The sequence below is a fragment of the Coralloluteibacterium stylophorae genome, from assembly GCF_018122625.2.
In the GTDB taxonomy this organism is placed as follows: Bacteria; Pseudomonadota; Gammaproteobacteria; order Xanthomonadales; family Xanthomonadaceae; genus Coralloluteibacterium; species Coralloluteibacterium stylophorae.
Window position 1 is genome coordinate 337,701 of the sequence record NZ_JAGQFT020000004.1, and the last position, 18,659, is coordinate 356,359.

Here is an 18,659-nt window from a genome sequence, read left to right on the forward strand (position 1 = left end):
TAGAAGGAGTCGAGCCGAAGGCCTTCCGTCGTCATGTTCCCATCCGGCCATCGATGGTCCACGCGTGACCTGCTGACCGCCGCCGCATTCGCCGCGGCCGGTGCGGGCGGTGCGAGTCTCGGCATCTGGCTGTCCGCCTTCAACGTCGACCATGCGACCCTGTGGCTGTCGACGCCGCTGCTGATCGGGCTGACGCTGGAGATGGCACCCGCCCGCCGCTGGCTGGCGATCGCCGCGACCGCGGGCGGCGAACTCGCCGCGACCGGGCTGCACGGCATCGGCATCGGGATTGCCCTGCCGCTGACCCTGGTCAATGTGGTCCAGGTGGTGGCGAGCCTGCAGGTGCTGAAACGGATGGGCGTGCGCCGCGGCGTGCTGCCGGGCATCTCCGGCTTCACCTGGTCGATGCTGCTCGTCGGCTTCGTGCTGCCGGCGCTGACGGCGGCGGTCGTTGCCGTGCTGGGGCGCGGCTTCGACCCCGAGACCGCCGGCATCTTCTTCACCTGGTGGACCTCCAACCTGACGGGCATCCTGCTGGTGCTTCCGCTCCTGCTGGCGCGCGCGCCCGGAGTCACGCAACGGCGCACCCGGAGGCCGGAGTTCGTGCTGCTCGCAGTCCTGGTCGTGCTCGTCGCGGCGCTCGCGATCGAGCTGCTCAACCAGCCGTTCGTGATGATCACGCTGCCGCTGCTGCTGGTCGCCTTCCGCGCCACGACCTTCGGCACCGCGCTGCTGTGCACGGCCACGCTGACCGTGGTCGTCGGCCTGCACCTGGCGAACGTGCGCGGCTGGACCGGAGATGCCGCGCCGTCGACGCTGACCACGCCGGAGACCTTCTTCTACGCGGCGATGACCGTCGTCGCGCCGCTCTATGTCAGCCTGCTGCTGACCTCGGTCCGCGCCGCCCAGGAGCGGCGGCGCCACGCCCAGCACCAGCTCCAGGCCGTCACCGACAATATTCCGGCGCTGGTGGGCTACGTCGATGCCGACATGCGTTACCGCTTCAACAACGCCCGCTACGAGGAGTGGTACGGCCGCACGCCGCGTGATCTCTACGGACGTCGTCCGCAGGAGGTGTTTGGAGAACAGCTGGCCGAGGTGGTGGTCTCCAATCTTGCCGAGTGCCTGGAAGGCAACGTCGTCCATTACGAGCACGAGCTGCCCACGACGGGTCGCTACATCCACGCGATCTGCAAGCCCGATCGCGACCCGTACGGGGCCGTCGTCGGCGCCTTCATCCTGGTCAACGACCTGACCGAGCGCCGGACGATGGAGGAGGAACTGTTCCGTGAGAAGGAGCGGGCCGAGGTCACGCTGCGCTCGATCGGCGACGGCGTGGCGACCGTGGACGTCGGCGGCCGCGTGACCTACCTGAACCCGGTGGCGCAGGCGCTCAGTGGCTGGGGGGAGGACGCGCTCGGCCGCGGCGTCGACGAGGTGCTGCCGCTCTACGAGGGGCAGACCGAGGAATGGGCGGTGAACCCGCTGCGCGAGGCGATCACCTACAACCGCACGGTCGAGGTCGCCGCCGACGTCGACCTGGTCCGCCGCGACGGCTCACGGCTGGCGATCGACCACAGCGCCGCACCGGTGCATGACCGCGAGGGTCGGGTGGTCGGCGCGGTCATGGTCTTCCACGACATCAGCCAGACCCGCGCGCTGCACGAGCGCATGGCGCACATGGCCCAGCACGACTACCTGACCGGGCTGCCCAACCGCGCGCTGCTGACCGACCGCCTCGAGCAGGCGCTGCGCCGGGCGGAGCGCCACGGCAATGCGCTGGCGCTGATGTTCCTCGACATGGACCGCTTCAAGCAGGTCAACGACGAGCTCGGCCACGCCGTCGGCGACGGCCTGCTGCAGGAGGTGGCGAGGCGCCTGGCGGCACAGGTGCGGCGCAGCGACACCGTCTGCCGCCAGGGCGGCGACGAATTCATCGTGCTGATGCCGGAGATCGCCGCGGCCGACGACGCCGCGGTCGCCGCGCGCAAGCTGCTGGATGGTGCGGCGGCGCCGTTCGTGATCGACGGGCACCGCCTGAAGATGGTCTTCAGCCTCGGCATCAGCGTGTATCCGCGCGACGGCCGCGACGCCGAGACGCTGATGCGCAACGCCGACACCGCGATGTACCGGGCCAAGATGGACGGCGGCAACCGCTGGCGCTTCCACGCCGCGGCCTGAGCCGCGCGCGCTCAGTAGACGTCGCGGCGGTAGCGGCCCTCGGCCGCGAGCGCGTCCACGCGCGCATCCCCCAGCACGTCGCGCAGCACCGCATCCACCGCAGGCGCCATGCCCTGCAGGCTGCCGCACACCAGGATGGCGGCGCCGGCGTCGACCTGCGCCCGCAGCGGCTCGGCTGCCGCGGCCAGCACGTCCTGCACGTAGGCACGCCCCGCCGGCGCACGCGAGAACGCCAGGTCCACGCGCCAGAGCACACCGCAGTCCTGCCAGGCGCGCAGTTCCTCGGCGAAGAACAGGTCGTGCTCGGCGCTGCGCTCGCCGAACAGCAACCAGGCCGGGGCGGCGCCGCCCGCCGCGCGCGCCTTGAGGTGCGCACGCAGGCCGGCCAGGCCGGTGCCGTTGCCGATCAGCAGCAGCGGGCTGGCCGCGGGCGGCGGATGGAAGCCGGCGTTGCGGCGCACGCGCAGCGCGATCGATCCACCGATCGGGGCGTGCGCGGTGAGCCAGCCACTGCCGACGCCCAGCGCGCCGTCCGCGCCCTGCTGCTGGCGCACCAGCAGTTCGAGGCGGCCGTCGCCCGGCAGCGAGGCGATCGAATATTCGCGATGCGGCAGGCGCGGCAGCGCGTCGACCAGGGCCTGCGGCGTGAGGTCGGCGGGCGGCGTCGCGGGCAGCACGCGCGCGGCCAGCACCGCGTCGAGGCGGCGGCGCAGGCCACCCTCCTCCACCGGCGCCGCGGCATCGAGGCCGTGCACCGCCAGCCAGTCGGCGACGCGCGCCGGCGGGTGCTCGGGGCCGATCTCGGCGATGTCGCCCGCCTGCCACGTCGGCGCACCCGCGGGGTCGGCCGGCTCGAGCGCGATGTGGAAGGCCGGCCCGCCGGCGCTGCCGGGGTTGAGCAGGCGGCGCCCGGCCAGGCGCCACGGCGCATAGCGCGGCGCCTCCCAGTCGGCCAGATGCACGCCGCCGGCGAGCTGGCCCAGGTGGTGCAGCCAGTGGCGCAGGGCCCCCGGATCGGCATCGTCGACCTCGATGCGGTCGAACAGCGGCTGCGCACCGTGCTCGCGCAGCCAGGCGTCGAGGCGGCGCCCGAAGCCGCAGAAATCGGCGTAGCCGCTGTCGCCGAGCGCGAGCAGCCCGTAGCGCAGGCGGCCGAGATCCGCCGGTGCCGCCATCACCCGGCGCAGGAAACGCGCGCTTGCGTCCGGCGCATCGCCCTCGCCGGTGGTCGCGGCGACGAACAGCACCGTGCGCGGCGTCGAGGCGGCGGCGGGATCGAAGGCATCGAGCGGCGCCACGCGTGCCGTGGTGCCGGCCTCGCCCAGCGCCGCGGCGCTGCGCCAGGCCAGGTCCTCGGCGAAGCCGGTCTGGCTGGCGAAATGGATGGCGACCGCCGCATGGCCCGCGGTGGCCGTGCGCGCCCGCGTCCGCCGCCGGCGCAGCACGGCCTGCAGGACGACGAGCCCGGCCCAGGCCGCCACCGCCGCGGCGGCGGCGAGCCCGTTGCGCAGGCCCGGCGCCGGCGCGCGCCACAGCGCATCGCCGTGCCAGGCCGCCAGCGCCGCACAGACGCCGGCCAGGAGCAGCAGGACCAGCGCATTGCCAGCCACGGAAAGGCGCGCGGCGCGGTCGCTCATCGCGCCAGCGCCCGTTCGAAGGCCGGCGTCATCCGCACGTCGAAGCCGGCGTCGCGCCGGATCACGAACACCGCCGCGAGACCGCGCGCCTGCGCCCACGCCCAGCCCTGGTCCGGCCCCAGCACCATCAGCGCCGCGGCCTGCGCATCGGCGCGCATCGCGGTGGCGTCGAGCACGGTCACCGCGGCGAGCGCATGGACGACCGGCGCACCGCTGCGCGGATCCAGCGTGTGCGCATAGCGCACGCCGGCGTACTCGAAGTAATCGCGGTAGTCGCCGGAGCTGCCGGCGGCGCGGTCGTCGAGTTCGACGATGGCGGCGGCGAGGTCGTCGGCCTGCGCGCCCGGGGGCAGCTCCACCGCGATGCGCCAGGGCTGCCCGTCGGGCTTGCGTCCGTGCGCGGCGAACTCGCCGCCCAGCTCCACCAGCCATGCGCTGGCGCCGAGCGCGGCCAGCCGCGCGGCGACGCGGTCGACGGCATGGCCCGGCGCGATGGCGTTGACGTCGAGCGTCACGCCGCCGGGCTGCACGAGCGTCCCCCCGGCCGCATCCAGGCGCAGCCGGCGCCAGCCGACGCGCGCCCGCGCCGCGGCCAGGCTGGCGGCATCGGGCGGCGCCTGCCGCCGCGTGCCGGTGGAAAAACCCCATGCCTCGACCAGGGCGCCCACGCTCGGGTCGTAGGCGCCGCCGGTGTCCTCCGCCAGCGCCAGGCCGTAGTCCAGCACCGCCACCAGGTCCGGCGGCAGGTGCACGCGGCTGCCGGCCGGCGCGCGGTTGAAGCGCGACAGCGCCGAGTCGCTGCGCCAGGCGCTCATGTCGCGGTCGATGCCGTCCAGCACCGCCTCGACCGCGGCACGCAGGGTCGCGGTGTCGACGCCGGCCGGCACCACCGCCTGGACCGACCAGGTGGTGCCCATCGCCTCGCCCGCGATCCGCTTCAGCACCGGCGGCGCGGCACCGGCATCGGCGGCGGGCGCCGTCGCGCAGCCCACGAGGAGCGACGCGAGGACCGGCAGGAGTGCGAGGAGGCGATGCATGGCCGGCCGCGCCGCACCGCGCGCGGCGGTGCGGTGCGCGTCCTTACTGCGGCAGCACCTCGAAGGTGCCGACGTAGCTCACGCGGCGCTGCGCGGCCTGCTCGACCGAGGTCCTGTCGTCGCTGGTCGAGGCCTCGAGCCAGTACATGCCGGGCTCGGGCCAGGTCACGCTGAAGCGCCCCTGCGCGTCGGTCCGGGCCGTGATCTCGTCCTGCGCATCGCGGTAGCGGGTGCCGCCGGGGACGATCGTCACCTCCAGCCCGGCCGCGGGCTGGCCGTCGAGCTGCAGCGCGAAGCGCGCCTCCTCGCCGGCGAACAGGTCGTTGGGATGCGTGGTCGGCACCAGCTCGAGGCCGCGCCCGCCCGGCGCCAGCGTTTCGGTGGTGGGCGCACCGGCGGTGACGAAGGTCTCGACCCGGCCGACCGTCTCCGACACCTGCACGTCGGTCGCGCCCGCCGGCAGCTCCGCGGCCAGGGCCTCGGCGCGGCCGCGCCAGCGCTTGCGCTCGCCGTCGAGCTGGTAGCTGGCGAACACGCCGTCGTTGACGATCGCCAGGCGGTAGGTGCCTTCCTGCTTCAGCTCCAGGTCGAAGACGCTGCGCAGCTTGCCGGTATGCGGATTGGCGGGCTCGAGGCGGCTGCCGTCGGGCGCGGTGATGACCAGGCTGTCGAGCCGCAGCGGTACGTGGTTGAAGTAGAACAGGTCGTTGGAGACCGCGGCGTCGACCGTGATCCAGTCGTTGCCCGACAGCACCGTGGCTGAGGGCTGCAGCCACAGCTTGTGGGCGTGGGCCGAGAGCGGGAGGGCGGTGGCCGCGGCCAGCGCGGCGAGGGCGACGAAACGCTTCATGGTGGATCCTCGGAAGTGGGACGGAAGAGGTCGGATCAGGGGGCGAGGCGGACGCGGACCGCGCCCAGCTCGGACTCGCCCTGCTCGCTCAGGGTCTGCGCCGCTTTCGGCGGCCACTGGAAGGGCACGCTCAGGAGTTCGCGGCCGCCGACCTCGCGCGCGGCCTCGACCACCAGCGTGTAGTCGCCCGGCGCGAGCCCGGCGAGCGGCCCGTCGGCGTCGTCGAAGGCGAGCGTGTGGGTGCCGGCGGCGCGGGTCGCGCCGGTGACGCCGTCAACCGGCAGGCTCAGCGTCCGGCCGCTGCGGCGCCACCACTGGCGCATGTCCTTCAGCCACTTCTCGCCCTCGCGGTTGTCCATGCCGACGTCGTACCAGACGGCGAGGTTGGCCACGGCCTTGCGCGCGTCGTCCTCGACCCAGACCGCGACGTAGGGGCGGTGGTATTCGGCGACGTCGATGCGCGGGATCTCCACGCTGACCTCCATCTCCGCGGCCAGCGCGGCGGGTGCGAGCAGGCCGCACAGCGCGGCGGTGACGAGCGTTCGCATCGGGATCTCCTAGTGGATGAAGAGCAGGATCAGCACGACCGGGACCAGCAGGCCGAGGCCGACGGTGGGCCAGGTCGCCGCGCGCTGGCCGCCGTGCAGCTGCAGCAGCACCAGGCCGGTGATGCAGAACACCAGGCAGGCGACGGCGAAGACGTCGATGAACCAGCCCCAGGCCGGACCGGTGTCGCGGCCCTTGTGCAGGTCGTTGAGGAAGGCGATGGCGCCGCGGTCGGTGCGTTCGTACTCGACCGCGCCGCTGGCCAGGTCGATCGCGACCCAGGCGTCGCCGCCGGGACGCGGCAGGGCGAGGTAGATCTCGTCCGGGCTCCACTCCGCCGCGCGGGCGCCGGCGTGGACGTCGAGCTCGTCCGCCAGCCAGTCGCGCAGCGGCGGCGGCAGCGGCGCCTCGGCCGCGACGTCCCCTGCCGCATCGGCAAGCTCGAGGCGCATGCGTCCGGGCAGCTCGGCCTCGCGCGTGGTCACCTGCGGCTCGGCGCCGATCTGCCCGGCATGGTTGAGGGTGATGCCGGTGAAGGCGAACACCAGCATGCCGACCAGGCACAGCGCGGAACTGATCCAGTGCCACTGGTGCAGCGTCTTGAGCCAGTAGGCCCGGCGCTGCGGGTTGCCCGCCTTCATGCCGCTGCGTCGCTCCTGTGCCCCGCGCCGACGACGGGAGGTGGGTGGGCCTCGCGCGCCTGCGGTGCCGCGCGGGGACGGCAGATCTTGAACGAGAACCATTCTTGATTCAAGGCGGGGCTGGCCGCCGCGGCCTTCACATCGAGCACGTATTCTTTGAACGCATGCCGTCTCTCCGTCGCATTCCGGCCGCCGCCGCCGTCCTGTTTTTCGCCGCCGGTGCAACGCCGGCCTCCGCGGTCGAGCTGGTCGGGGTCGACGTGCGCGGCATCGACGATGCGACCGAGCGCGACAACGTCGTCAACAGCCTGTCGCTCAACAAGCTCGACGAGGCGCGGCGGCGCGACCTGCGTCCGGGCCGGCTGGCCTACCTGCTGCGCGTGGCGCCCGAGGAGGTCCGCACCGCGCTGGAACCCTACGGCTACTACGACACCGAGGTCGAGATCGACGAGCAGCGCAGCGGCGACGAGGTGCGCGTGGTGGTGACGGTCGACCAGGGCGAGCCGGTGACGGTGACCCGACGCATCGCCCGCATCAACGGCGAGGCGACCGAGGACCCGGCGCTCGCGCCGCCGCTGGTCAACCTCGAGCCGCGCCCCGGCGACGTCCTCGACCACCGCCGGTACGAGGCCGGCAAGACCCGGATCAACCGGGTCATGAACGAGCGCGGCTACTTCGACCACCGCCTGGTCACCCACCAGGTCCTGGTGACCCGCGCCTCGCACAGCGCCGACATCGAGCTGGTGTGGGAAAGCGGCCAGCGCTACGAGATGGGCGCGGCGGAGTTCAACGGCCACGTGTTCCGGCCCGGCCTGCTCGAGCAGCTGGTGACCTGGGAGCCGGGCGATCCCTACCTGCAGCGCCACCTGCTGACCCTGAACTCGGCGCTGGTGGACCTGGACTACTTCGGTTTCGTCGACGTGCAGCCGGCGCCGGAACGCGCCGAGCCGGGCGGCCAGGTGCCGATCGTGGTCGACCTGACCATGGCCAAGCGCACCGCCTATTCCGCCGGCCTGAGCTACGGCACCGACAGCGGCGCCGGCGTGCGCCTCGGCATGAACCGCCGCTACGTCAACGATCGCGGGCACAAGCTCGAGGCCGAGGCCGACATCGCCCAGTACCGCCGCAGCATCGCCACCAGCTACCGCATTCCCGCCTTCGCCTGGGTCAACGGCTGGTGGACCCTCGCCGCCAACCTGCGCGAGGAAGAGGACGTCACCACCGGCGACACGGTGACGATCCCGTTCCGCACCTTCGAGATCATCGGCAGCCGCAACGGCCGCATCGGCAACTGGAACCTGGTCGCCTCGATGCACCTGCAGCGCGAACGCTTCGAGATCGTCGACGACGTCCGCTTCGCCAACCTGTTCTATCCCGAACTCAGCGCGCAGTACGCGCGCGCCGACGACCGCCTGTATCCGCGCAACGGCTTCGGCTTCAGCGCGGACGTACGCAGCGGCCCGGAGTTCCTCGGCTCCGACGTCGCCTTCAGCCAGCTCGAGGTCGGCGCGAACTGGGTCCGTGGCTTCGGCGAACGCAACCGCGTGCTCGTGCGCGGGCGCATCGGCACCACCACCAGCGACGATTTCGACAACCTGCCGCCGTCGATGCGCTTCTACGCCGGCGGCGACCGCAGCGTGCGCGGCTACGCCTACCGCGAGATCGGCCCCCGCGTGTACGACCCGGAACGCGAGCGCGACCTCGTCATCGGCGGCAAGCATCTGGCGGTGGCGAGCGTCGAGTACGAACGCATGATCACCGAGAGCTGGGGCGGCGCGGTGTTCGTCGACGCGGGCGACGCCTTCAACAGCCGCGACGACTTCGACGCCAAGGTCGGCGTCGGCTTCGGCGTGCGCTGGCGCTCGCCGGTCGGCCCGGTCCGCGTCGACATCGGCCACGGGCTCGACGATCCGGAGTCGGCGTTCCAGCTCCACATCAACATCGGGACCGATCTGTGAGCGCGCAGCCTCCGCAGGCGCCGGCCGCCGCGTCCACGCCGCGGCGGCACCGCGCGCGCCGGATCCTGCTCTGGACCGCGGGCGTGATCGCGGTGCTGCTGCTGGCGCTGGCCGCCTTCCTGTGGTGGCTGCTCGGCACCGGCGGCGGGCGCGACTTCGCGCTGGCCCGTGCCGCGGCGGCGCTGCCGCCGGGCGCGCTCGAGATCGGGCGCGCGGAGGGCCCGATCAGTGGCCCGATGACGCTCCACGACGTGCGCTACGACGACGGCGGGATCCTCTTCACCGCACGGCGCGTGCACCTCGAGCCGGCCCTGCGCCAGCTGTTCTCGCGGACCCTGACCCTGCGTCGCCTGGAGGTCGAGGACGCGGTGCTGGAACTGACGCCGGGCCCGGACGACAAGCCCGAGACGCCGCCGCAGGGTTGGCCGGAACTCCTGCCGGAGCTCGACCTGCCGCTGTCGATCCGCGCCGAGGCACTCGACGTGGACGGCCTGCGCATCGTCCAGGACGGCGCGCCGCTGGTCGAGGTGCGCAGCCTCACCGGCGCGATGGACATCACCGACGGCGCCCTGCACCTGGCCGACGTCGAGGTCGACAGCGACCGCGGCCGCCTGCGCCTGGATGCCGACTACGCGCCGCGCGAGAACTACCGCACGCGCCTCGATGCGGACCTCGTCCTGCCCGCGCACCCGGACCGCGAGCCGGTGACGCTGGCGCTGGACGCCGAGGGCGACCTCGACCGCTTCGCCCTCGACCTCACCGGCGCGGCGCCCGGCCCGGTCGCGCTCGACGTCGACCTGGTCGACGGCGGTACCACCCGGCCGCAGTGGACCCTGCACCTGGAGGCGCCCGAGCTCGAGCCGGCGCTGTTCGCGCCGCCGCCGGGCTCGGCTGCGGCCGCCGCCCCGGCGACGCCCGACCTGGAGCCCGACACCGCCGACGCGGCCACGCCGACGCCGCTGGACATCCTGCTCGACGCCCGCGGCACCGGCGGACGCGCCGAGCTCAGCGGCCACGTCGCTCAGGGCGACCTCGCGGTCGAGATCGCGCCTTCGACGCTCGCCTGGGTCGACGGTGCGATCGAGGCCGCGCCGCTGGCGCTGCGCCTGTACGAGGGCAGCGCCACGCTCGAGGGCCGGGTCGACCTCGAGCCCGAGGTCCCCACGCTGGATGCGGTGCTGCGCCTGGCCGGGCTGCGCTACGTCGGTGCCGAGGGCGAGGCGGTCACTCTGGAGCGCGGCGCGTTCAGCGTCGGCGGGACGCTCGAGGCCTGGACCCTGGCCGGCGACGCCGACCTGACGCGGGCCGGCGATGCCGCGCACCTCGAGGTCCGTGGCGGCGGCGATGCCGGGAGCGCACGCATCGAGACCCTGGCCGCGCAGACGCCCAGCGGCGACCTCACCGGCTCCGGCACCGTGCGCTGGGCGCCGACCCTGGCCTGGGAGTTCGAGGCCGCGCTGGACGGCCTCGACCCCGGCTACTTCGCCCCCGACTTCCCCGGCAGCCTGCGCGGCACCCTGACCACCAGCGGCAGCCAGGACGACGCCGGCGTGCTCGAGGCGCGCGCCGAGCTGCCGGACCTCGGCGGCACCCTGCGCGGGCAGCCGCTGCGCGCCAGCCTCGACGTCGACTGGCGCGACGAGCAGGGCCAGCTCGACCTCGACCTCGCGCTCGGCGACAGCCGCGTGCGCGCCGAGGGCGGCTTCGGCGCGCGCCTGGACCTCGACCTCGCGCTGCGCCCGCTCGATCTGGCCGACCTGCTGCCGGCCAGCGCCGGCACCCTGCGCGGCAGCGCGCGGATCACCGGCACCGCCGAGGCGCCGTCGATCCGCGCCGACCTCGACGGACAGGGCCTGCGCTGGGGCGACTACCGCGCCGACAGCCTGACCCTGCGCGGCGACCTGCCGTGGCAGGGCGGTGGCGGCTCCCTCGATCTGACGGCCGCCGGCCTCGACACCGGCGCGATCGCCTTCGACGAGGCCCGGATCGGGGTCGACGGCAGCCTGCAGGCGCCGCGCGTGCGCGCCACGGGCAGCGGGCCCACGCTCGGCTTCGACCTCGCCGCCGACCTGCGCCAGCAGGACGCGGGCTGGAGCGGCCGGATGGAAACCCTGCGCGTGGATCCGGCCACCGGCGCGGCATGGTCGCTGCAGGCGCCCGCCGAGTTCGCGCAGCGCGGCGAGCGCCTGCGCCTGGAGCGCAGCTGCTTCGAACCCGAGGACCTGGGCGGCTCGCTCTGCGCCGAGGCCGACTGGCCGCGCAGCGCGCAGATCACCGGCCGCGACGTGCCGCTGTCGCTGCTGGATCCCTTCCTCACCCGCGACCGCGGCGCACCGATGACGGCGTACGGCACGCTGCGGATCGACGCCGACATCGCGCCGGCGGGCAGCGGCTGGAACGGCAGCGTCGCCATCGCCTCCGACGGCGGCGGCGTGCGCCTGCGCGCGCAGCGCGGCCGTGAGGTGATCGGCTACGACCGCTTCGCCCTGCAGGGCCGCATCCAGGGCCAGTCGCTGGACGCCACGCTCGAACTCGCGCTGAGCGGCGGCGGCCGCATCGAGGGCCGCGTCGCGACCGGCATGGGCGCGGATGCGCCGCTGGACGGCGAGCTCACGCTGGCGATCGAGGACCTGACCTTCCTCGAACTGCTCTCGCCCGACATCGCCTCGCCGAACGGCCGCGTGCAGGGCCGGCTCGCGCTGGGCGGCACCCTCGGCGCACCGCAGCCGTCGGGCCGGCTGGAGCTGGTGGATTTCTCCGCCGAGCTGCCGGCGCTGGGCATCGCGCCCAGCGAGGGCCGCGTCGCCCTGGTCGCCGATGCGGACGGCGCGATGCGCATCGACGGCTCGGTTCGGTCCGGCGACGGCACGCTCCGCGTCGACGGCGGCTTCCGCCTGGATGCGCCGATGGAGACGCTGGCGGTCACGGTGCAGGGCGAGAACGTCACCGTCGCCAACACCGACGAACTGCGCGCGCGCGCCTCGCCCGACGTCTCCGTGCGCGCCACCGAGGAGGCGCTGGTGGTGCGCGGCACGGTCGCCGTGCCCTACCTGCGGCTGGACCTGGAGAGCCTGGAGAGCACCACCTCGCCGTCGCCCGACGTCGTGGTGCTGGACCCGGTCGAGGAGACCGAGGAGGGCGCCGCCGCGCCGCTCGACATCGAGCTGACCCTGGCGATGGGCGAGGACGTGCGGCTGTCCGGCTTCGGCTTCGACGGCAAGCTCGACGGCACCCTGCGCGTGCGCCAGGAACCGGGCCGGGAGATGCTGGCCAGCGGCGGCCTCAACGTCACCGGCCGCTACGAGGCCTACGGGCAGGACCTGACCATCGAGCGCGGCCGCCTCGGCTGGGCCGGCTCGCCGCTGGACAACCCCTCGCTCGACGTGCGCGCCACCCGTGCCTTCGAGGACCAGGGCATCACCGTCGGCCTCGCCGTGCGCGGCACCGCGCTGCAGCCCACCAGCGAGGTGTTCTCCGATCCGGCGATGGACCAGTCCGAGGCGCTGTCCTACCTCGTGCTCGGCCGCCCGCTGCGCTCGGCCAGCGACGACGAGAGCCAGCAGCTCAATGCCGCCGCCGCCGCGCTGTCGGCCGGCAGCAACCTGCTCGCGGAGAAGGTCGGCGCCCGGCTCGGGCTGGACGAGGCCGGCGTGTCGGATTCGCGCGCGCTCGGCGGCAGCGCCCTCACCGTCGGCAAGTTCATCTCGCCGCGGCTCTACGTCAGCTACGGCGTGTCCCTGCTCGGCACCGGCCAGGTGCTCACCTTCCGCTATCTGCTGACCCGCGCCTTCGACATCCAGATCGAATCCGGGACGATCGAGAACAAGGCCTCGATCAACTGGCGCATCGAGAAATAGGCCGCAGCGGATTCAGGCGACCTGGCGCGCCGCGCGCGCCAGGTACACCAGCAGCAGCGAGATCGCCGCCGGGGTCATGCCGGGAATGCGCTGCGCCTGGCCGATCGTCTCCGGGCGCACCGCGACGAGCTTGCCCTGCAGCTCGGCCGAGAGGCCGCGCACCGCGGCGAAGTCGAAGCCGGCGGGGATCGCGGTCGTCTCGCTGCGCTGCTGGCGCGCGATCTCGACGCGCTGGCGCTCGAGGTAGCCGGCGTACCTGGCCGCGATCTCGATCTGCTCGGCCACGCGCGCATCCGCCTCGCCCGGGCCGACCCCGGGCACGCGCATCAGCGCGGCGTAGTCGAGCTCGGGCCGGCGCAGCAGGTCGAGCACGCTGTTCTCGCGCGAGACGGCGACGCCGGCGGCGGCCTCGATCGCGCGCGCCAGCGCATTGCCCGGCGCCGCCCACAGCCCGCGCAGCCGCGCCGTCTCGCGCTCGACCGCCTCGCGCTTGGCCTCGAAGCGCGCCCAGCGCGCGTCGTCGACCAGGCCGAGCGCGCGTCCGTGCGGGGTCAGCCGCGCGTCGGCGTTGTCCTCGCGCAGCTGCAGCCGGTACTCGGCGCGCGAGGTGAACATACGGTAGGGCTCGGTGGTGCCGTGGGTGATCAGGTCGTCGATCAGCACGCCGATGTAGGCCTCGTCGCGGCGCGGCGTCCACGGCGCCAGCCCCTGCGTCGCGCGCGCGGCGTTGAGCCCGGCGACGAGCCCCTGCGCCGCGGCCTCCTCATAGCCGGTGGTGCCGTTGATCTGGCCGGCGAAGTACAGGCCCGGCATCGCCTTGGTCTCGAGCGAGGCCTTCAGCCCGCGCGGGTCGAAGAAGTCGTACTCGATGGCGTAGCCGGGGCGGGTGATGTGGGCGTTCTCGAACCCGCGGATCGAACGCACCAGCGCGAGCTGCACGTCGAAGGGCAGCGAGGTCGAGATCCCGTTCGGATAGATCTCGGCCACGTCCAGCCCCTCCGGCTCGACGAAGATCTGGTGGCTGGTCCTGTCCGCGAAGCGCACCACCTTGTCCTCGATCGAGGGGCAGTAGCGCGGGCCGACGCCCTCGATCGCGCCGGAGAACAGCGGACTGCGGTCGAGGCCGGCGCGGATGATGTCGTGGGTGCGCTCGGAGGTGTGGGTGATCCAGCAGTCGGCCTGGCGCGGGTGGTCGGCGTCGCTGCCGAGGAAGGAGAACACCGGCCGCGGGTCGTCGCCGGGCTGGCGCTCCATCGCCGCGTAGTCGAGCGTGCGCCCGTCGATGCGCGGCGGCGTACCGGTCTTGAGCCGGCCGACGCCCAGGCTGCGTTCGCGCAGGCGCTCGGCCAGCACGGTCGCCGGGGGATCGCCCGCGCGCCCGCCCGCCGACTGCGCCTGGCCGACATGGATGCGGCCGGCGAGGAAGGTGCCGGCGGTCAGCACCACCGCCGGCGCGGCGAAGCGCAGCCCGCCCTGGGTGACGACGCCGGCGACGCGGCCGCCCTCGACGATCAGGTCGTCGACCGCCTGCTGGAACAGGTGCAGGCCCGGCTGCGCCTCGACCGCGCGCCGGATCGCACCGCGATAGAGGCCACGGTCGGCCTGGCAACGGGTCGCCCGCACCGCCGGCCCCTTGCGCGCGTTGAGCGTGCGCCACTGGATGCCGGCAGCATCCGCGGCGCGCGCCATCGCGCCGCCGAGCGCATCGATCTCGCGCACGAGATGGCCCTTGCCGATGCCGCCGATCGCCGGGTTGCAGCTCATCTGCCCGACGGTCTCGATGTTGTGGGTCAGCAGCAGGGTGCGCGCACCCGCGCGTGCCGCGGCCAGCGCCGCCTCGGTGCCGGCGTGGCCGCCGCCGATGACGATGACGTCGTAGGACTGCATGGTTCACCTCGTCGCCCGCATCGCGGGCCGCTCATTGTGCCGTCCGCCGCCTGCCGCCGCCGCCCGCGGCGATGCCGGCTTTTTGACGCTGTTCGCAGCGGGGAGAGCCCGGAACGGGCGCATTCCGGTTGGCACGGTTCCTGCTGCATTAGCCATGCACCCAGGGTGGCAAGGCGCCGGGGGGCGTTGGTCAGATTGGAACAGGGTTGACCGCGCGCACCTTGGGGATGCACGGGCCGGGAGTCGAGGGGGACTCCCGGCCTTTTTTATTGTCCGCGCGCGCCAGGCGAAGATCCGGCGCCGCACGGCAGCGCACAGACGAAGGCCCGGGTCCTTGCGGATCCGGGCCTTCGTCTGTGCCTCCAATAAAAAGCCGGTGCCCGACGGTCTTAGGAACAGGGGGAATCCGAAGGACCTGATCGGGCACCGGGCAGAACTGCCTGCGTCTCGCAGGCTGCGTCGCACAATGTCCAAATGCGACGCGCTTTGTCAGTCGCGGGCCAAGCATGCGCGCGTCGGGATTCTGACGCAAGCCTGCGGACGCGCCAGCGACGTGATTCCGGTCACATCCCGGCGCACGGGCTCGATTCAGGGCTCCTGGGTGCGCGCACCGACCCGGGAGCGGCTGCTCATCCGGCTCGGGGTCGGGCTCGCGGGCCGGGCCTGCACCGCAGGCGCGGAGACCCGCCGGGGCGCGGGCGCGGTGACCCGCGGCGCATCCGACCGCATCGGCATGACCGGCGTGCGCGGCCGCGATGTCGCCGCCGGCACGCTGCGCGCCGGCACGGCCCGCTCGATCCGGGGCCGCGCCGGCGTGCGCCGCAGGTCCTGCGCCTCGACGCGCCGCGGCACCAGGTCGCGACGCCAACGCTCGACGTCGGCATCCCGCGACGGCTGGCCGACGACCGTGCCCGGACGCGGGCGCGACGGCCGATCGCGGTCACGGTCGTCGCGGTCGTGCCGGTCCCGGTCGTAGGGCCGGTGGCGATAGCGGTAGCCGTGGTCGTACCAGCCGTAGCCCGGCCCCCAGTAGCGGGGCCAGCCGCCGTAGTAGCCGTAGCCGAGTCCGCCGCCCCAACCCCGATAGTTGGACCAGGACAGGCCGTAGCTCGGGCCCCAGGCGCCCCAGGCACCGTAGGGAGCGCCCCAGCCGTGGCCGTACTCGCGCACGATGGTCCGGGGGCGGTCGTAGTAGTAGTCCCCGTAGCCGTCGGCCTCGGGGTAGTAGTAGCTGCCGTCGCTGTAGACGGCGCGCCGGTAGCCGTAGTCGCTGCTGTGGTAGGTGGCGCAACCGCCGAGCAGGAGGGCGGCGGCGAGGACCGGCAATACGCGTTTCATGGCATGTCCCCCGTCAGCGTGCGAAACACTTTCGCACACGGCCGTGGAACTGCCGTTAACTCCTGCGCCATGCCGCCGTTCAGGCGCGCAGCCGCGCCAGCATCTCCAGCGAGTCCGGCGAGGACAGCCGGCCCTCCAGCCCCTGCAGCACCGCCTCGACCCGGTTGCGGCGCGCGCCCGCGAGCCGGCGCCAGCTCTCGAAACCGGCCAGCAGCCGCGCCGCGACCTGCGGATTGATGCCGTCGAGCTCCGGCAGGCTCTCCGCCAGCAGCGCATAGCCCTCGCCACCGGGCGCATGGAAGGCGAGCGGATTCATCCGCGACAGGCTGCCGAGCACGGCGCGCACGCGGTTGGGATTGGTCGGCGTCCACAGCTGGGTGGCGAACAGGTCGCGCACGTCGAGCAGCGCGTCCGGATGCGGCCGCGAGGCCACCAGTGCGATCCACTTGTCGGTCACCAGCGGGTCGGTGGCGTAGCGTCCGGCGAAGGCGTCCAGCGCCGCCTGCCGCCCCGGCGCATCGTGGTGCACGAGGCAGCGCAGCGCGCCGAGACGGTCGGTCATGCTGCGCGCGGCGTCGAACTGGGCCTGCGCCAGCGCGGCTCCCGGATCGAGCCTGGTAAGCAGGTCCAGGCACACGTTGCGCAGCCGGCGCGCCGACATCGCGGCCGGTTCCAGCCCGCCGGCGGCCGCAGCGGCGAGCGCGTGGTAGCGGCGGTCCAGGCGCTCGACGTGCTCCAGCGCGATGCGGTCGAGCAGGTCGTTGCGCGCGCCGATCAGCGCGTCGACGTCGATGCTCGGCACCGCCTCGGCCAGGGTGTCGAAGTCCGGCAGCAGCAGGCATTCGGCGGCGAAGGCGGGATCCTGTCCCTCGTCGTCGATCAGGTCGCCGAGCGCGGCCAGCAATGCCGCGCCCGCGGCGGCCGCGTCCGTGAAGTGCTCAAGCAGCACCCCGGTCGCCAGCCGCTGCAGCGCGTCCCAGCGGTTGAAGGGATCGCGCTCGCAGCGCGCGAGCAGGCCGAGCTGCGAGGGCGTGTAGTCGTAGGCCAGCTTCACCGGCGCGCAGAAGCCCTGGTTGAAGGCCGGCAGCGGCCGCGACGGCAGGCCGTGGAAGCGCAGGCGATGGCGGGCCGCGGTGAGTTCGATGCGGTCGCCGCTGCCGTCGTCGGCACGCGGGTCCACCTTCAGCCGGCGGCCTTCGGCGTCGTAGAGCGCGAAGCGCAGCGGCAGGTGCAGCGGCGCCTTGTCCGGCTGCCCGGGAGTCGGCGGCGTGCGCTGCGCGATCTCCAGCGTGTAGGTGCCGCCGTCGGCGTCGAAGTCGTCCTTCACCTCCACGTGCGGGGTTCCCGCCTGGGCGTACCAGCGCGCGAACTGCGACAGGTCGCGGCCGGAGGCCTCGGCGTGCGCGGCGAGGAAGTCCTCCACCGTCGCCGCGCGGCCGTCGTTGCGCGCGAAGTAGAGGTCCATGCCGACGCGGAAGCGCGCCTCGCCGAGCAGGGTGTGCAGCATGCGCACGATCTCCGCGCCCTTCTCGTAGATCGTCAGCGTGTAGAAGTTGTTGATCTCGCGGTAGCTCGGCGGGCGCACCGGATGCGCGAGCGAGCCGGCGTCCTCGGCGAACTGGCGCGCGCGCAGCAGGCGCACGTCCTCGATGCGCTTGACCGCGCGCGAGTGGAGGTCGGAGGTGAACTCCTGGTCGCGGAAGACGGTGAGGCCCTCCTTGAGCGAGAGCTGGAACCAGTCGCGCAGGGTCACCCGGTTGCCCGACCAGTTGTGGAAGTACTCGTGGCCGACCACCGACTCGATGCCCATGTAGTCGGCGTCGGTCGCGGTGTCCTCGTCGGCGAGCACGTAGCGTGCGTTGAAGATGTTGAGACCCTTGTTCTCCATCGCGCCCATGGTGAAGTCCTGCGCGGCGACGACGTTGAACACGTCCAGGTCGTAGACCCGGCCGAAGCGTTCCTCGTCCCAGCGCAGCGCGCGCTCGACCGCGCCCAGCGCGTAGCGGCAGCGCGGCACGTCCTCGTGCGCGGCCCACACCGCCAGCGCGACCTCGCGGCCGTCGGCGCGGGCCAGGCGCGACTCCACGCAGCCGAAATCGCCGGCGACCACCGCGAACAGGTAGGCCGGCGTCGGATGTGGGTTGTGCCAGGTCGCGAAGTGGCGACCGTCGCCGAGATCGCCGGCCTCGACCGGGTTGCCGTTGGCCAGCAGCACCGGGTACTGCGCGCGCTCGGCGCGCAGGGTGATGCGCCAGGTCGGCATCACGTCGGGGCGGTCGACGAACCAGGTGATGCGCCGGAAGCCCTCCGCCTCGCACTGGGTGAACAGCGCGCCGCGGCTGGCGTAGAGCCCCTCGAGGCGCATGTTGGCGATCGGCCGGATGCGCACCCTCGAGGTCAGCGTGCAGGCGCCGTCCAGCCCCTCGATGTGCAGCCCCGCGGCGTCGACGCGGTAGGCGTCGCTCGGCAGCGGCGCGCCATCGATGCGCAGGTCGAGGAGCTGCAGGTCCTCGCCGTCCAGGCGCAGCGGCGCGTCGGGCTGCTCCGGATCGGGCTGCAGGCGCAGGTGGGCGGTGACCTCGGTGGCGCCGGCGTCGAGGTCGAACTCGAGGTCGGCGTGGACGATGCGCCAGGCCGGCGCGCGGTAGTCGGAAAGATGGATGCTGCCGTCGTCGCGGGGCATACGGGCTCGGAATGCATGAGGGGGTGGCGCGCCGCATCCCGGGC

General features: G+C 73.7%; 11 protein-coding genes. 3 read left to right on the forward strand and 8 right to left on the reverse strand.

The genetic code is table 11. The features are described 5' to 3' along the window. Positions 1 to 33: 33 nt before the first annotated feature. Positions 34 to 2,181, forward strand: a complete 2,148-nt coding sequence (locus KB893_RS08235) for a diguanylate cyclase domain-containing protein (RefSeq protein WP_211926035.1) — start codon at positions 34 to 36, stop codon at positions 2,179 to 2,181. A gap of 11 nt (positions 2,182 to 2,192) precedes the next feature. Here the strand turns inward: KB893_RS08235 and KB893_RS08240 are convergent, their stop codons facing one another. Genes KB893_RS08240 through KB893_RS08260 form a run of 5 tightly spaced genes read right to left on the reverse strand, consistent with a single transcriptional unit; the run spans position 2,193 to position 6,892 of the window. Further along, entirely contained in the window at positions 2,193 to 3,818 is a 1,626-nt protein-coding gene (locus tag KB893_RS08240) for a sulfite reductase subunit alpha (protein WP_211926036.1), read from the reverse strand. Continuing rightward, a complete protein-coding gene (locus KB893_RS08245; RefSeq protein ID WP_211926037.1) occupies positions 3,815 to 4,855 on the reverse strand; it encodes an FAD:protein FMN transferase in 1,041 nt (346 codons plus the stop codon). The genes KB893_RS08240 and KB893_RS08245 overlap by 4 nt, the downstream gene beginning before the upstream one ends. Before the next feature lie 43 nt (positions 4,856 to 4,898). Beyond that, on the reverse strand, positions 4,899 to 5,705 hold the full coding sequence (locus KB893_RS08250; protein WP_211926038.1) for a DUF4198 domain-containing protein: 807 nt from the start codon (positions 5,703 to 5,705) through the stop codon (positions 4,899 to 4,901). Positions 5,706 to 5,740: 35 nt separating this feature from the next. Beyond that, a complete protein-coding gene (locus KB893_RS08255; protein ID WP_211926039.1) occupies positions 5,741 to 6,253 on the reverse strand; it encodes a DUF2271 domain-containing protein in 513 nt (170 codons plus the stop codon). Between the two features lie 9 nt (positions 6,254 to 6,262). Beyond that, entirely contained in the window at positions 6,263 to 6,892 is a 630-nt protein-coding gene (locus KB893_RS08260; protein WP_211926040.1) for a PepSY-associated TM helix domain-containing protein, read from the reverse strand. A gap of 164 nt (positions 6,893 to 7,056) precedes the next feature. Between KB893_RS08260 and KB893_RS08265 the strand changes: the two genes are divergently transcribed. Then, on the forward strand, positions 7,057 to 8,850 hold the full coding sequence (locus KB893_RS08265) for an autotransporter assembly complex protein TamA (RefSeq protein WP_211926041.1): 1,794 nt from the start codon (positions 7,057 to 7,059) through the stop codon (positions 8,848 to 8,850). Further along, positions 8,847 to 12,707, forward strand: a complete 3,861-nt coding sequence (locus KB893_RS18695) for a translocation/assembly module TamB domain-containing protein (RefSeq protein WP_211926042.1) — start codon at positions 8,847 to 8,849, stop codon at positions 12,705 to 12,707. Before KB893_RS08265 ends, KB893_RS18695 begins: the two co-directional genes overlap by 4 nt. A 12-nt stretch (positions 12,708 to 12,719) precedes the next feature. On the opposite strand, the gene mnmG is transcribed toward KB893_RS18695, so the two are convergent. The 3 genes from mnmG to pepN all read right to left on the reverse strand — a co-directional run bounded on the left by mnmG (position 12,720) and on the right by pepN (position 18,615). After that, positions 12,720 to 14,594: a tRNA uridine-5-carboxymethylaminomethyl(34) synthesis enzyme MnmG gene (gene mnmG / locus KB893_RS08275; RefSeq protein WP_213173605.1), complete on the reverse strand. Its 1,875-nt coding sequence runs from the start codon at positions 14,592 to 14,594 to the stop codon at positions 12,720 to 12,722. Between the two features lie 588 nt (positions 14,595 to 15,182). Further along, the gene (locus KB893_RS08280) at positions 15,183 to 15,932 is read right to left on the reverse strand and encodes a hypothetical protein (protein ID WP_211927122.1); all 750 of its coding nucleotides are present in this window, start codon (positions 15,930 to 15,932) and stop codon (positions 15,183 to 15,185) included. Between the two features lie 79 nt (positions 15,933 to 16,011). Further along, a complete protein-coding gene (gene pepN, locus KB893_RS08285) occupies positions 16,012 to 18,615 on the reverse strand; it encodes an aminopeptidase N (RefSeq protein WP_211927121.1) in 2,604 nt (867 codons plus the stop codon). Between the last annotated feature and the right edge of the window lie 44 nt (positions 18,616 to 18,659).

Excerpts from the sequence above, each read along its gene's own strand:
- KB893_RS08235 (WP_211926035.1), top strand. The coding sequence starts at position 34 with ATGTTCCCATCCGGCCATCGATGGTCCACGCGTGACCTGCTGACCGCC.
- KB893_RS08240 (WP_211926036.1), bottom strand. The coding sequence starts at position 3,818 with ATGAGCGACCGCGCCGCGCGCCTTTCCGTGGCTGGCAATGCGCTGGTC.
- KB893_RS08245 (WP_211926037.1), bottom strand. The coding sequence starts at position 4,855 with ATGCATCGCCTCCTCGCACTCCTGCCGGTCCTCGCGTCGCTCCTCGTG.
- KB893_RS08250 (WP_211926038.1), bottom strand. The coding sequence starts at position 5,705 with ATGAAGCGTTTCGTCGCCCTCGCCGCGCTGGCCGCGGCCACCGCCCTC.
- KB893_RS08255 (WP_211926039.1), bottom strand. The coding sequence starts at position 6,253 with ATGCGAACGCTCGTCACCGCCGCGCTGTGCGGCCTGCTCGCACCCGCC.
- KB893_RS08260 (WP_211926040.1), bottom strand. The coding sequence starts at position 6,892 with ATGAAGGCGGGCAACCCGCAGCGCCGGGCCTACTGGCTCAAGACGCTG.
- KB893_RS08265 (WP_211926041.1), top strand. The coding sequence starts at position 7,057 with ATGCCGTCTCTCCGTCGCATTCCGGCCGCCGCCGCCGTCCTGTTTTTC.
- mnmG (WP_213173605.1), bottom strand. The coding sequence starts at position 14,594 with ATGCAGTCCTACGACGTCATCGTCATCGGCGGCGGCCACGCCGGCACC.
- KB893_RS08280 (WP_211927122.1), bottom strand. The coding sequence starts at position 15,932 with ATGAAACGCGTATTGCCGGTCCTCGCCGCCGCCCTCCTGCTCGGCGGT.
- pepN (WP_211927121.1), bottom strand. The coding sequence starts at position 18,615 with ATGCCCCGCGACGACGGCAGCATCCATCTTTCCGACTACCGCGCGCCG.